Genomic DNA, 13,076 nt, shown 5'->3' with positions numbered 1-13,076 from the left:
GACCATGAGTGAAACCACCCACCGCGTCACCATCAACGGCCTCCAGGCCAACGCCGGCCGAGCAGTTCGCGAACGCATCCGGGCCGATGGCGAGGGTGACATTGCACGCCCGCTCTACCACACCAGTGTGCAGTGGACCGAGGGCTACCAGACCCTCACCAAGGTCAAGTCCGGTGCCGTGCTGCACGGCGACGAGCCCTGCGCCTACGGTGGCGCCGGCCTGGGCGCCACGCCCCAGGAACTGTTGTTGGCGGGTATCGGCAACTGCCTGGCGGCCACCTACATCGGCGGCCTGTCGGCATCCGGGGTCAAGGTCAACAGCCTGGTGCTGGACGTGAGCGGCCGCGTGGATTTTCGCGCCGCATTTGGCGTGACCAGCGGCAACCCGGGCTTTGAAAGCATCCAGGTGCAGGTGTCGATCGATACCGAGGAATCACCCGAGCGCGTGGACGCATTGCTGGCCAAGCTGCTGCCGACCGCGCCGATCCCCGACACCATCATGCGTCCCGTGCCCCTGACGGTGGAGGTGCAACACACCGGCGGCGCCACCCATGGCTGACAACGCGCACAGGGTGCTGGTGGTGGGGGGCGGGCCGGCGGGGCTGTCCTGCGCCTACGAGCTGGTACGCGCCGGCCTGCGCCCGCTGGTGCTGGAGCGCACGCAGGCCGTGGGCGACGTGTGGCGCAACCACTATGACGGCCTGCGCCTGAACACCGGGCGCTGGTTTTCCGGGTTGCCGGGCGGGCGCTTTCCATGGGCGGCAGGCCGCTGGCCGAGCCGCGATGACCTGGCCCGGGTGCTGGCGTCACTGCCGGCCCGGGGCGGCTTCGAGGTGCTGACCGGGTGCGACGTGGAATCGGTCGGCTACCTTCAGGCGCAATCGATGTGGCAGGTGCGCTGTCGTGATGGCCGCGAGTGGCGCGCACCGGCGCTGGTGGTCGCCACCGGTACCTCGTGCGTACCGTCGATCCCGCAGTGGCCGGGGGCACAGCGCTTTGCCGGGCAGATCGTGCATGCTGCGCACTTCGGCAATGCACGTGCCTACGCCGGCAAGCACGTGGTGGTGGTCGGCAGCGGCAATTCGTCCTGCGAGATAGCCAGCCGCCTGGTACCCCATGCCGCGTCGGTCACGCTGTCGGTGCGGCGCGCGCCGCACTTTCTGCCCAAGAGCCTGTTCGGCGTGCCGCTGGCGGCACTGGGTACGTTGATCCGTCGGCTACCGCCCCGCGCGAGCGACGCGGTGCTGAGCTGGTTGTCGCGGCGCTGGGTCGGCGACCTGTCGGCCTACGGCCTGCCACCACCGGCACAGGGCGTGTCCGGGCTGGGCAGTGTCACGCCGACGCTGTTCATGCCGGTGATCGACGACCTGAAACAGCGCCGCATCAAGGTGGTCGGCCCGCTGCTGGAACTGAACGAGCAAGGCGCCGTGGCCCACACCGGCATCGACCGCACCGAGTGCTGCACACTGCGCATGGACGTGATCGTTGCGGGCACCGGCTACAGCACCGGCCTGGAGGCGCTGATCCAGTACCCCGAGGCGCTCACGGCAGACGGCAAGCCGACCGTGGATGATGACGGCCAGTCGAGCGTTGCGCGGGGCCTGTTCTTCATCGGTTACCGCAACCCCTTGAGCGGGCAGCTGCGCGAAATCGGCCTGCAGGCGCCTGGCGTGGCAAGGGCGGTCAAGGGCTATCTCGACGCCACGCAACTGGCGCCTTGCACCGGCTCGGCGAAGGTTTCCCTGTAGGCGTAAAGCCCCGGGGTGCCACCGGTCATGATGAACAGCACGTTTTCGCCGCGGCGATAGCGGCCCTGTCGCAGGTCGGCCAGCAGCCCGGCGAAGGCCTTGCCCGAGTACACCGGGTCCACCAGCACACCTTCGCAGCGCGCCATCAGGCGCACCGCTTCGAGCATGGCCTGGGTCGGCAGCCCGTAGCCTTCGCCCAACTGGCTGCCATCGATGTTGATCGCACTCGCATCGAGGCTTGCAGCATGGCCCAGCAAGGCCAGCGCCTGGCGAGTCAACTGCAGGGTCGTGGCCGCCGCGGTCTGCTGGTCGGCCAGCACCGACCAGGACCTGACGCTCGCCGCACCCCGCCCCAGTACCTCGAACCCCGCCGCAAGCCCGGCATGGGTGCCGGCGCTGCCATTGGGAACCACGACCTCGTCGAATCGCACGCCCATCGTGGTTTCCTGCTGCACGATCTCTTCGGCGCAACGGGCGTAGCCCAGGCTGCCAAGCGGCGTGGAACCGCCGGTGGGAATGACCAGCACCTTGCGACCTGCCGCACGTAACTGCTGCGCGCGCGCCTCGGCCGCTGCCAGTGCATCGGCGCCCCTGTCCAGCACCTGCACCCTGGCCCCGAACAGCTGGTCGAGCAGCACATTGCCATTGAGCTCGTAATCGCGATCGGCCCTGGGCACCGCACGGCTGAGGATCAGTTCGCATTCAAGCCCCAGCCGGGCGCACACGGCGGCCGTCAACCGCGCGTGGTTGGACTGAATGCCGCCCACGGTGATCAGGGTGTCGACGCCGTTCTTCAGCGCCTCGCCCAGGTGGAACTCCAGTTTGCGCAGCTTGTTGCCGCCACCGCCGACAAGCATGTGGTCATCGCGCTTGAGGTACAGGCCGACACCCATGGCCGGCAGGCCCAGATGGTGCTCGATACGCTCGGCGCGTTGTATGCCGGTGGCGCCCTGCAGCAGATCGGCGCGCGCGAATGCGCCCAGCGCCTGGCTCAGTACATGTCGCATGGGATGACACCTCGTGCTCTGGTTCAATGCCACGGACTATAGGGATAAACTAAAGCGCAATAAACGCACGTCAGGTTAGCAATTGGCTCACTCAACGTTAGTAATCATCACCTCTCGGATCACTCGATGAGCAAGCTCAGGCAGATGGAAGTATTTGTTGCCGTGGTCGAAGCCGGCAGCTTTGCCGGGGCGGCTGCCGCGCTGGGGATGTCGGCGGTGATGGTGGGGCGGCATGTCCAGAGCCTTGAGAAAACCCTGAACACCCGGCTGGTTCAACGCACCACACGCCGGCAGACCATAACCGGCGAAGGCCGCATCTTCTATGCCGAGGCCAGGACCGCCCTGGAGCAGGTCGCCTACGCCTACAACCGGGTAGAAGCCTCCAGCGACGCACCCAGTGGCCTGCTGCGGGTGACCGCGCCGATGACACTGGGGGTATCGCTGGTCGGCCCGCTGGTGACCGAGTTCATGCAGCGCTACCCGCAGGTTCAGGTCGAGCTGATCCTGAGCAACGAGGTGGTGGACCTCTACGAGAGTGCCTTCGACCTGGGCTTCAGGATCGCCGAGCTGGTTGACGCCAACCTGGTCTCGCAGCCCCTGCCGCCCTATCAGATGGTGATCTGCGCCGCCCCGAAATACCTCGAGAAGGCCGGCGAGCCGACAACACCGGAGGCGCTCCACGCCCACCGAATTCTCACCCACACCTCCTGGAACAACCGCTTTGCCTGGCCACTCAAGCAGGCTGGCAAAGAGGTGTTCTGGCCCGAGCAGGCGGTGCTTCGCAGCAACGATGGCCAGGTACTGCTGCAGGCCGCCATTGCCGGCAGCGGGATCCTGATGCAGCCGGACTTTCTGGTGGCCGCCGCGCTGGCGAACAAGGAGCTGGTGAGCATTCTGGGGGCGTATGTACCGGCCCACAAACCGGTGCAGATGGTGTATCCACGCTCGAAGAAGTCACTGCCCAAGCTCACTGCCTTCGTCGCGTTCATCCAGGCGCGGCTCGGCTTGCCGAGTCAGCCCTGATCGCAGGGCCGGCGGGCCGTCAGGCCTGCGCCGCGTCGCGCACCTGCATCAGCGCGAAGCCCAGCAGGTTCAGGCCGCGCCAGCGGTCCGGCCGGTGGGCGTTCTGGTCATCCTGCGCCAGGCCGATCCCCCACACCCGGTCCACCGGGCTGGCCTCCACGATCACCCGCGTGCCGGTGCCCTGCAGGAAGGCCCCCAGTTCCGCGTTCTGGGAAAACTTGGCCTGGTTGGCCCGCACCACGATCGCGAAACGCTCCTGTGCCCACCGCGCCTCGTCGAACCCACGCACCTGGCGCCCGAGTGCCTTGGCCGCATTGGGATCGGTCGCCTCGATGATCCGTGCCCGCGTCTGTTCATCACCAAACAGCGCCGCCTTCTCGGCCATCATGTAGTGCTCGGCCGACTGGTACGACTGCCCGTCCACCTCGAACGGCGCCACGTACCACTGGCTGAAACACGAGGCGGTGACACCCTTGCGGCTCACCTGATGGCCCCAGAAGAATACGAACTCGGGCCTTTCGCCGGCCAGGTAGCGGGACACCAGGTCCTCGAGCATCTGTGAATCGTTCACGCTGATTGCCTCTCCAATAACACCATTGCAACGGTCATCCGGCCGCAGCACCGAACGGCGCCTGCCGGCCAGGACGGTGATACTACCGCGTAATGCAGCACCCGCTCACAGCGCCTCCAGAAATGCCTTCAACGCCTTCAACTCCACCCGGTCCAGCCCCAGCGCCTCGAACTGTGCCGAGGTGACAGGAAACAGCGGATCGCCCTGCTGCCCAGGCTTCGGCACCGGCCGCGGCATGCCCACGTTGTAGAACGCCAGCACCTGATCGAGACTGCTGGCGAAACCGTTGTGGAACCACGGGCCGGTGCGGCTCACCAGACGCAGCGAAGGGGTGCGAAAACGCCCTACGTCCGCGGCCAGGCCGGTGACTTCATGGCGACCAAGGTCCTCGCGGCTGCGCCCGTAGAACGTCAGGCCGGCATTGTGAAAACGCTGGTCGCTCATTCCCGGCCCGAAGTGGCAGTTCATGCAGCGCGCCTTGGTGCGAAACAGGTGCAGCCCGTGTAGCTGCTGGTCACTCAGCGCAGCAGTGCGACCGCGCAGGAAGCGCTCGAACGGCGTGCGCTGCGCGACCCGCAACAGATCGCGCTGGTACGTCGCCAGGGCTGCGGCAATCTGCTCGGCACCCAGCGCCTGCCCGGGAAACGCCACGGCAAACAGTGCCGGGTAATCGGCGCTGGCACGCAACCGGGCCACCAGTTCGTCGACGCTGAAGGCCATTTCCGCCGGATCGACGACCGGCATCAGCGCCTGGGTTTCCAGGCTGTCGGCGCGGCCATCCCAGAACAGCTGTGGGGCCAGGCCACTGGTGACCACGCTCGGCGCATTGCGCCGGCCTGGCGCACGCCCATGCCCGAACGACACCCGGCGACCATCGGCGAACGCCAGGTCCGGCTCGTGGCACGAGGCACAGGCGATCTGCCCCGACCGCGACAGGCGCGGGTCGAAGAACAGCGTGCGCCCCAGCGCTGCCTTCTGTTCGGTGTAGGGGTTATGCGCAGGCGAGGGTGCACGCTCGGGCAGTGGCCCCAGCTCCTGCCAGGCCACGCCGGCGTCCACCTGCGGCGCCGGCCAGTGTGCCGGCGGGCGGCTGTAGGCCTCGCGCAGGCAGGCCGCATCAGCCGATGCACACAGGGGTGCGTGGTGCTGCGCCCACAGGGCCGGGCTGGCCAGCATGAGTGCGATGTCAATCAGGAACAGGCGCATCTCAGAAGGTGTACCCCACTTCCAGCCAGTACTGGCGACCCACTTCATAGGTCGACACCGAATTGCTGTTGACCGTGGCGTTGGCATTGACCGACTTCTTGTCGAGCACGTTGAACACGTCGACGTTGACGAAGATGGCCTGGTCCCGTGCGGTGGGGATACGCCAGCCCAGACGCGTGTCCCAGGTCAGCGCCGCGTCGAATTTCTGCTCTTCCCACACATCCACCGAGGTGCCCCTGTAATCGACGTTGCGCCCGGTGTCGCCGATGCGCTTGTAGCCGGCCCGGTAGCGCCAGAAGTTGCTCCACTGCAGGTTGGCCTGGGGGATGTCGGTGATGGTGGTCAGGCGCGCCGTCCACGGTCGGTTGTAGTTGGTCGCCGGGCGGTCCTGATAGTTGATGAAGCTGCCCTGGTACTGGATCACGTCGTTCTGGTAGTAGGTGTCGTCGGCCTGCACATAGCTGGGCGAGGAAGCCTTGCTGTCGGTCCAGTTCAGCGCCAGCTGGCCGCCGGTCTGCGTACCCAACAGCGTCCAGCGCTGCATCGGCGTCACGGTCAGGGTGTAGGTGTCGGTCTCGCTCTTGCCGTCGTTGGTGTAGGTGGTGTAGTTGCTGGCCAGGTCAGGGTCGGTGGACGGCTGCCCCAGGGTGCGTCCGGACACCTGTACCACCTGGTCACGGCCCTTGCGGTTGACGTACTTGAGGCCGTACTCGATGCCGGCCCACTGCTGCACCACGCCCAGCATCAGCTCGTCGTCATAGGGGATGTCGAGCTGATTGAACAGCGTCTGGTTGCTGCCGTTGGACTTGGTCACCCAGGGTTTGTCGAGGCTCGCGCGGGTTTCGTTGAAGCGCAGGCGGTTGCGCCCGTCCTGCAACTGCCAGCTGGTGACGCTGCGGCCGTAGTAGCGGTTGGCACCGGCACTGAGCAAGGTGGTGCGGTCACCGAACACGTCGTACTCCAGGGAGAAGCGCGGTGCCCAGGTGGTCTTGTCCATGTAGTCGTCACTGTCCACGCGCACGCCGGGGCGCAGGGTCAGCTTGCCCAGGGTGATCTCGTCCTGCACCCAGCTGCCCCAGGTGGTGGTGGTGAAATCGAATTCGCCGGGGGCATAGCGGGTGCGGCTCTTCATGTACTGGCCGGCCCAGCCACTGACGGTCTCGCCCATGTTGCAGGCAACGGTATCGGTCACCCCCGCGCTGTTGGTACAGCTGTTGGTGGCGGCCGGGGCCACGTAGGTACTGCTGTCGGTAAGGCGCTCGTAGCGTACGTACTGGCGGGAGAACTCCAGGCCGGTCTGCGGGCGGTGAATGGCGCCCAGCCAGTCGAAGCTGCGCCAGTCGGCATTGAGCTTGTACTGCCAGGTGCGCTGCTGCTGTTCGATATCGCCCCAGCCCCCCTCCAGGGTGTTGGCGGTGGTCTTGCTGCCGATGCCCCAGTCCTTGGTGGTCGACTTGCGCCAGGTCCAGTAGTCGGCCGAGTCCGAGGTGCGGCTCTGTTCCTGGCGGCTCCAGGCCAGGGTCTGTTCGACACGGGCCAGGTCGCCGTCCCACACGGTGCGCAGGTTCAACTGGGTACCGCCAACCTTGTTGTCATAGCCGGAGTTGGCGACGTTGGCCCGGAAGTAATGGCTCTCCTCGGGCGCGTGGGTCACGCTGGTCTCGACGGTGAGCCGGTCGCTGGCCTGCCACACCGACTTGAGGAAGTAGTTGTCGATGCGCCGCTCCTGCTTCTCCTTGTGATAGCCCATCTCTTCGACGTTGTTGTAGGAGTAGAGGCTCAGCGGAATGGTCGAGCGCTTCTGGCTGAAGTTGCCGATCAGGCCGAAGGTGTCGGTCAGGTGGCCTTGCAAGGTACCGCGCACGATGACCTTGTCGAACTCGAGCTGCTCGTCGGGCGAGCCGGAGTTCTCCATGCGCTGCTCTTCCGTCTCGTCGATGTGGTATTTGGTCCAGGCCGAGCGCGTGGTCTGTACCGAGAACTTGCCGTGCAGGGCCTTGGTCGGGGCGCGGGTCTGGGCGTCGATCACCCCACCGTTGAAGCCGCCATAGGCGGCCGGCACGTTGCTGTCCAGAACCGTGATGTTCTCCAGCAGGTCGGTGTCCAGCGCCAGGCCCTGGCTGCGCCCCGGCACCCTGTCCAGCAACTGCACGCGGTCTTCGGCCGGGTCGATGTCGTTGTTCATGTTGATGCCGTCGACCAGGAAGGCGTTCTGGTAGAACGCCGCGCCGTTGATGCTGATGTTGGCCGGGGCGATTTCTCCGGGTGTCTTGCTGCTGAGCTGGTTGTCGTCGAACTGAACGTTGGGGTGGCTGCGCAGCAGGCTGGTGATGTCGCCGTTGCCGGCCGGCATTGCCTCGATAAGCTCGCGATCGATATGGGTTTCACCCTGTGGCAGCAGCGCCCGTTCACGGACCTTGGTGTTTTCCAGCTGGATCTGGTCGGCACGCGGACGCACCACCCGTTGCAGCAGCAGCGCGTCGTCGCCGATATGCACCCATTCCAGGTCGCTGCCCTTGAGCAGGATCGCCAGCGCCTGATCGGCGCTCAGCTCGCCACGCACCGGCGGGGCACTGAGGTTGCCCAGCAACTGGCTTTCGACACTGATCTGAAGGCCGGTCTGCTGCCCCAGCGCCATCAGCGCAGAGCCCAGCGGCTGGCGCGCGATATCGATGCTGTGGCGCGTCGGCTCGTCATCGGCCAGCACCGGCAACGACACTGCCAGCCCCACTGACAGCAACAGCAGGCGCGCACTGCGCCGACGACCCTGCAACGACTCTTGGGTGCGAATGGACATGCTCTGGTGAACTCCCCGTGCGGCGCGAACGATACGCGCCTGTAAATGAGAATCTGTACGATTAACTCAGCGGGGCAATAAACGAACGGCGATGGGGAATTTCCAGAACTTCGTGAATTTATTTTTTCCCAGGCGGCGAAGCGCGCTCACGGATGACCGTGATGTACGGCCCCCATTGCGTCAACTGCCCGCCCAGCGGGGCGATGGCCAGTTGCAGCGCGCTACCTGGCGACCGCAGGTTCAGCGACGCGGTGATGCGCCGCTGGCCCAGGGCACGGTCCTGCAGCAGCAACACGCCGGGGTAATACGCACGCAGTTGCTCGATGACTTCGGCCAATGGACGGTCGTTGACCAGCAACTGCCATTGGCGCCATGCCGCAACCTGCTCCAGCTGCACCCGGCTGCGCTGCGCCGGGCCCTGGTTCAGCCCCACGCGCAGGCTGTCGCCCGCACCCAGCGCCGGCACTGCCAGTTCGCCGCGCCTGTCACGCACCTGCACCGAGCCGCTCTGCACTGCTACCGACACCGCGCTGCGGCTCAGGTCCACATCGAACGCCGTGCCGGTGACGGTCACCTTCACGTCTTCGGCCTGCACCGTGAAGGGCCGCGCGGCGTCATGGCTGACCTCGAAGAATGCCTGGCCCTTGAGCAGCGTGACCGCACGCGCACCCGGCTCGAACGCCACGCGGATGGCGCTGTCGCTGCCCAGTTCGATGTGGCTGCCGTCGCTCAGGCGCACCTGCCGGTGCTCGCCCGCCGTGCTGCTGTAGTCGGCCGGCGGTGCACGCCCCACCAGCAACAGCACGCAGGCCGCCAGCGCGCTCGCCGCCAGCGCCCGGCGTGGCCAACTGCGCCGGCGGGCTGCCATGCGCGGTGCGGCGGGCACCTGATGCGCCGTTGGTGGCTCCAGCGGGTCGATGCCGGCGCTCAGCATCCAGACCTTTTGCACCTTGCGCCAGGCCGCCGCATGGCGTTCGTCAGCGGCCAGCCAGCGCGCATGGGCCTGGTGCAGCAGCACGTTGTCCGGTTCGGCATTGCATTGCAGCAGCCAGTCCATGGCGGCCTGCCACACCGGGTCGTCCTTCAGCGAGCCGGGCGTTCGGCAAGACGGGGTGGTATCAGTCATCGGCCAGATGCTCCGCACAGTGGGTCAGTGCGTCACGCACCAGTTGGTGCGCCAGACTAGTCGAAATATTCAAGCGGGCGGCAATTTCCTGAAAAGTCATGTGCTGCAAGCGGTGCATGTGAAAGGCCTGCCGCGCCCGCTCCGGCAGCAGCGCCAGGGCGTCCTGCAGCACACGCAACTGATCGCGGTGCAGGGCCTGATGCTCCGGCGACGGTGCGCTCGACGGCAGCTCATCGAGCCGTTCGCCGCCATCGGGCTGGCGGTTTTCCAGGGTCGTGCGGCGCAGCAGGTCGAACGACAGGTTGCGCACGATGCGGTACAGGTACCCCACCGGGTTGCCCAACTGCGCACCGGCGTCGGCCTGCCCGCAGAAACGCAGCCAGGCCTCCTGCACCACGTCCTCGGCCTGCGCACGGCAGCCGACGATGGGTGCCGAATAGTCGACCAGCGCAGCACGGTGGGAAAGGTACAACTGGAGTTTATCGCTGGGGCAGGACACGGCGACGACCATTGAAGGCAGGAGCGGGTTGGGAGGGCCGCTATTCTGCATTCAATTGCGAATGATTATCAACTGAAACATCAGGCCTGCTCCTGCGCCTTAAGGTGAGCTAGCCCGCCACCACCGCGGGTTCATGCACTGTCACCCGGTTGCGCCCGCCGTGCTTGGACAGGTACAGCGCATGGTCGGCCCAGGCAATCAGTTCGGCGTGGCTGCTGGAGGGATGGCTCAGATCGGCCACGCCCAGGCTGATGGTGAAACGGATGTCCTGCCCCTCATGGCTGACGCTCAGGCGTTCGACCGCCTTGCGCAGGCGCTCGGCAAAGATCAGCGCGCCGGCCTTGTCGGTGTCCGTCAGCACCACGCCGAACTCTTCGCCACCGTAACGGCCGGCCACGTCGCTGTCACGGATCTGCTCGCGAACCACCCTGGCCACCTGGCGAATGACGGCATCGCCCGCCGGGTGGCCATAGGTGTCGTTGACCCGCTTGAAATGGTCGATGTCGAACATCACCAGGCTGGTGGCATTGCCATAGCGCTGATTGCGCGCATGCGCCAGTTGCAGGCACTCCTCCCAATGCCCGCGGTTGTACAGCCCGGTCAGGCAATCGGTGCTGGACAGCTTCTGCAACTGCGCGTTGGCGGCCTGCAACTGGTGGCGGTTGGTGGCCACATCGGTCACGTCGTAGATCACCAGGCAGATCTGGCGGATCTCGCTGTCGGTGGAGCGCAACGGCAGCAGCGTGGTGTTCTGGTACATGAAATCCACCTGGCCGGTGATCGGCTGGTAGTTCTTGAACCGCACCAGGTACGGGCGCTGCTCCCAGATGGTGAAAGCCGGGGTGCCCAGGGTCGCGACGCTGTCCACCTTGTGGCTGAACCATTGCCGGTCGACCTCGGGGAACAGGCTGAAGAAGCACTGGTTGTAGGCATCCCTGGGCTGCACCCCCGAGCGGTTTTCCATGAAGGTGTTCCACACCTGCACCCGATGTTCGCGGTCGAGCACCACCACGCCCACATCGATGCTCTGCACGATGCTCAGCAGCCAGTGAAATTCCTTCAGGTCGATAGGATCGCGCATGGGCTCAGTTCATCAGGTAGGCAAGTTTATGGGTCAAGCGCTCGATGGAGTCTTCGGTGAACAGCAACAGCAGGTCGAAACGGATATCGTGCCCTTCCAGGCTGTAGCTGATCTCGACCGCCAGGGTTTTCTGCCAGCGTTGGCCGTTGACCTGGATAAGCTCGTCGATGGTGCCGTGCTGGCCGAGGATCTGCGGGTGGCCCTGGGAGAACACCACGTCGATCTGCTCGGCAATGCTGCTCAGGCACGCACCGATCAATACGCTGGAGAAGTCCAGCAACAGCTCCATGTCGGAATACTCGATGCTCTGGTGGCGCATCAGCTTGGCCATGTCGGCGATTTCCGAATCGTGGAACATCAGCAGGGCCTCGCCGGCGATGCCGCTGCCGATGAAGCCCTGGCAGATTGCCGTGAGCCGCTGGCTGCTGCCCGCGTCGGCCAGCGCCATGTGCAACTCGCCCACCTCGAAGAGGTTGACGCTGGGCACCGGCAACTGCACGAACACGCCCAGCACCTTGGCGATCAGGGCCGCGGCGCGGCCGATGGCGACGTTGACCGTTTCGCTGAACACCTCGCGAAAGCCGATGACGGCAGTCGCCGCGCCGGCCAGCGGTGTCGCCGAGCGCTCACCCAACAGCCCCAGCTGGGCCAGCAGGCGGCGCAGCTCGTCCTGGTCGAAGGGTTTTTTCAGAAACGCCAGCGCGCCCAGGTCCAGCACCCGGCGCACGGCCTCTTCCTGCACATCGCCCGAGATCACGATGACCTTGGGGCTCAGGCCTTCGTCACGCAGCGCAGCCAGCACCTGGTAGCCATCCATGGTGGGCATGGTCAGGTCCAGCAGCACCACCTGGCCCAGGCCGCGGCGTATGGCGTCCATGGCCTGGCGCCCGTCGCTGGCCTCGGTAACCGTTACCGGCCAGTTGGCGGGCAGCGCGCGCAGCACCTGCTTGCGGGCCACCATGGAGTCATCGCACACCAGCAAGGACATCGTTGACACAGACGGGGCGCTCATCGAGTGAATAACAATATAAAAAGTAATGGCATCATGCCATGATCCGACGCCAGGTTCTACGTACCCGCTGCGTCAGCGGTGCTGAGCGAATCCACTTGCACATTCCCTGCCAGGCCATCGCGCAGCATCTGCACGAATGCCTCCCGCGCCGGATGTCGCCCCGCCCCCTCGTGCCAGTAGAACAGGTTGTCGACCGCCTTCAGGTCGGCGAACTCGTGCCCGATCCACCCTGCGCCCTGGCGGTACTGCTCGTAGATGCCGCGCGGCACCAGTGACACCCCGGTGCCGGCGCTGACGCAGCTGACAATCGCACCGTAGCTGCCGATGCCCACGATGGGCAGCTTGTGCCCCTGGGCCTGCAGCCAGTGCTCCAGTGCCGCCCGATACGGACAGCCTTCAGGCCACATGAACACGGCCTTGCCCACCAGGTCCGCGGCGCTGCGCAGCGGCCCCAGTGACGGTGCGCCGATCAGCAGCAGGTCTTCCTGGTACATCAGGGTGCGGCGCAGGTGCGGGCGCTCGACATCCACCGCCACGATCGCACCATCGAGACGGTGGTTGAGCACATCGTCGAGCATCTGCGACCAGGTGCCGGTGCTCAGCTCCAGCGTCACCTCGGGATAGCGCGCATGGTACTGCGCCAGAAACCGCGGCAGGCGCCCGCTGGCCGAGGACTCGATGGCGCCGATGCGCAAGCGTCCGGATGGTTTGGCGGACGGCGCCAGCGCCTGCCTGGAGGCCTCGGCCAGGGCCAGCATCTGCGTGGCATAGGGCAAGAAGGTTTCCCCCGCCGGACTGATCACCAGCCCGCGCCCGCGGCGATGGAACAACGGCACGCCCAGCTCGGCCTCCAGCGCCTTGATCCGCGCCGTGATGTTGGACGGCACGTAGTGCAGCACCTCGGCCGCACGGGCAATGCTGCCGGTGTCGTGGACGGTCTTGAACATGCGGATCTGCATCAGCTCCATACATCACCCAAAGTGAACGATTGGCTCAGTATAAGTCG

The 13,076-nt window shown here is 66.0% G+C and carries 12 protein-coding genes; 3 read left to right on the top strand and 9 right to left on the bottom strand.

All coding sequences use genetic code 11. The features are described from left to right. Window positions 1-4 precede the first annotated feature (4 nt). Window positions 5-559: an OsmC family protein gene (locus tag ACPRTJ_RS13370; RefSeq protein ID WP_043863935.1), complete on the top strand. Its 555-nt coding sequence runs from the start codon at window positions 5-7 to the stop codon at window positions 557-559. Next, window positions 552-1,748, top strand: a complete 1,197-nt coding sequence (locus ACPRTJ_RS13365; protein WP_426429038.1) for a flavin-containing monooxygenase — start codon at window positions 552-554, stop codon at window positions 1,746-1,748. The genes ACPRTJ_RS13370 and ACPRTJ_RS13365 overlap by 8 nt, the downstream gene beginning before the upstream one ends. Here ACPRTJ_RS13365 and ACPRTJ_RS13360 read toward each other — a convergent pair. Next, window positions 1,691-2,755, bottom strand: a complete 1,065-nt coding sequence (locus ACPRTJ_RS13360; RefSeq protein ID WP_426429036.1) for a D-cysteine desulfhydrase family protein — start codon at window positions 2,753-2,755, stop codon at window positions 1,691-1,693. The two genes, ACPRTJ_RS13365 and ACPRTJ_RS13360, sit on opposite strands and share 58 nt — an antisense overlap. A 126-nt stretch (window positions 2,756-2,881) precedes the next feature. On the opposite strand from ACPRTJ_RS13360, the gene ACPRTJ_RS13355 reads away from it, so the two are divergent. Further along, a complete protein-coding gene (locus ACPRTJ_RS13355; protein ID WP_054916410.1) occupies window positions 2,882-3,778 on the top strand; it encodes a LysR substrate-binding domain-containing protein in 897 nt (298 codons plus the stop codon). 19 nt (window positions 3,779-3,797) lie between these two features. On the opposite strand, the gene ACPRTJ_RS13350 is transcribed toward ACPRTJ_RS13355, so the two are convergent. The 8 genes from ACPRTJ_RS13350 to ACPRTJ_RS13315 all read right to left on the bottom strand — a co-directional run bounded on the left by ACPRTJ_RS13350 (window position 3,798) and on the right by ACPRTJ_RS13315 (window position 13,038). After that, complete coding sequence (locus ACPRTJ_RS13350; protein WP_054916411.1) at window positions 3,798-4,349, bottom strand: NADAR family protein; 552 nt, start codon at window positions 4,347-4,349, stop codon at window positions 3,798-3,800. 105 nt (window positions 4,350-4,454) lie between these two features. Beyond that, window positions 4,455-5,555, bottom strand: a complete 1,101-nt coding sequence (locus ACPRTJ_RS13345; RefSeq protein ID WP_426429033.1) for a cytochrome-c peroxidase — start codon at window positions 5,553-5,555, stop codon at window positions 4,455-4,457. A 1-nt stretch (window position 5,556) separates the two neighbouring features. Next, complete coding sequence (locus ACPRTJ_RS13340; RefSeq protein WP_426429032.1) at window positions 5,557-8,352, bottom strand: TonB-dependent receptor plug domain-containing protein; 2,796 nt, start codon at window positions 8,350-8,352, stop codon at window positions 5,557-5,559. Window positions 8,353-8,470: 118 nt separating this feature from the next. After that, on the bottom strand, window positions 8,471-9,478 hold the full coding sequence (locus ACPRTJ_RS13335; protein ID WP_231390680.1) for a FecR family protein: 1,008 nt from the start codon (window positions 9,476-9,478) through the stop codon (window positions 8,471-8,473). Continuing rightward, a complete protein-coding gene (locus ACPRTJ_RS13330; RefSeq protein WP_043861871.1) occupies window positions 9,471-9,989 on the bottom strand; it encodes a sigma-70 family RNA polymerase sigma factor in 519 nt (172 codons plus the stop codon). Before ACPRTJ_RS13330 ends, ACPRTJ_RS13335 begins: the two co-directional genes overlap by 8 nt. 97 nt (window positions 9,990-10,086) lie before the next feature. Continuing rightward, a complete protein-coding gene (locus ACPRTJ_RS13325) occupies window positions 10,087-11,058 on the bottom strand; it encodes a sensor domain-containing diguanylate cyclase (protein ID WP_123753515.1) in 972 nt (323 codons plus the stop codon). Between the two features lie 4 nt (window positions 11,059-11,062). Then, window positions 11,063-12,070, bottom strand: coding sequence for a response regulator (locus tag ACPRTJ_RS13320; RefSeq protein ID WP_043861873.1), 1,008 nt, complete (start codon window positions 12,068-12,070; stop codon window positions 11,063-11,065). A 56-nt stretch (window positions 12,071-12,126) separates the two neighbouring features. Then, the gene (locus tag ACPRTJ_RS13315; RefSeq protein WP_054916414.1) at window positions 12,127-13,038 is read right to left on the bottom strand and encodes a LysR family transcriptional regulator; all 912 of its coding nucleotides are present in this window, start codon (window positions 13,036-13,038) and stop codon (window positions 12,127-12,129) included. Between the last annotated feature and the right edge of the window lie 38 nt (window positions 13,039-13,076).

Origin of the sequence: Pseudomonas palmensis (assembly GCF_049942755.1) — a bacterium.
GTDB classification, from domain to species: domain Bacteria; phylum Pseudomonadota; class Gammaproteobacteria; order Pseudomonadales; family Pseudomonadaceae; genus Aquipseudomonas; species Aquipseudomonas palmensis.
The sequence above is the reverse complement of the archived record's forward strand: the minus strand, read 5'-3'. Positions and strand labels throughout refer to the sequence as shown.

Excerpts from the sequence above, each read along its gene's own strand:
- ACPRTJ_RS13370 (WP_043863935.1), top strand. The coding sequence starts at position 5 with ATGAGTGAAACCACCCACCGCGTCACCATCAACGGCCTCCAGGCCAAC.
- ACPRTJ_RS13365 (WP_426429038.1), top strand. The coding sequence starts at position 552 with ATGGCTGACAACGCGCACAGGGTGCTGGTGGTGGGGGGCGGGCCGGCG.
- ACPRTJ_RS13360 (WP_426429036.1), bottom strand. The coding sequence starts at position 2,755 with ATGCGACATGTACTGAGCCAGGCGCTGGGCGCATTCGCGCGCGCCGAT.
- ACPRTJ_RS13355 (WP_054916410.1), top strand. The coding sequence starts at position 2,882 with ATGAGCAAGCTCAGGCAGATGGAAGTATTTGTTGCCGTGGTCGAAGCC.
- ACPRTJ_RS13345 (WP_426429033.1), bottom strand. The coding sequence starts at position 5,555 with ATGCGCCTGTTCCTGATTGACATCGCACTCATGCTGGCCAGCCCGGCC.
- ACPRTJ_RS13340 (WP_426429032.1), bottom strand. The coding sequence starts at position 8,352 with ATGTCCATTCGCACCCAAGAGTCGTTGCAGGGTCGTCGGCGCAGTGCG.
- ACPRTJ_RS13335 (WP_231390680.1), bottom strand. The coding sequence starts at position 9,478 with ATGACTGATACCACCCCGTCTTGCCGAACGCCCGGCTCGCTGAAGGAC.
- ACPRTJ_RS13330 (WP_043861871.1), bottom strand. The coding sequence starts at position 9,989 with ATGGTCGTCGCCGTGTCCTGCCCCAGCGATAAACTCCAGTTGTACCTT.
- ACPRTJ_RS13325 (WP_123753515.1), bottom strand. The coding sequence starts at position 11,058 with ATGCGCGATCCTATCGACCTGAAGGAATTTCACTGGCTGCTGAGCATC.
- ACPRTJ_RS13320 (WP_043861873.1), bottom strand. The coding sequence starts at position 12,070 with ATGAGCGCCCCGTCTGTGTCAACGATGTCCTTGCTGGTGTGCGATGAC.
- ACPRTJ_RS13315 (WP_054916414.1), bottom strand. The coding sequence starts at position 13,038 with ATGGAGCTGATGCAGATCCGCATGTTCAAGACCGTCCACGACACCGGC.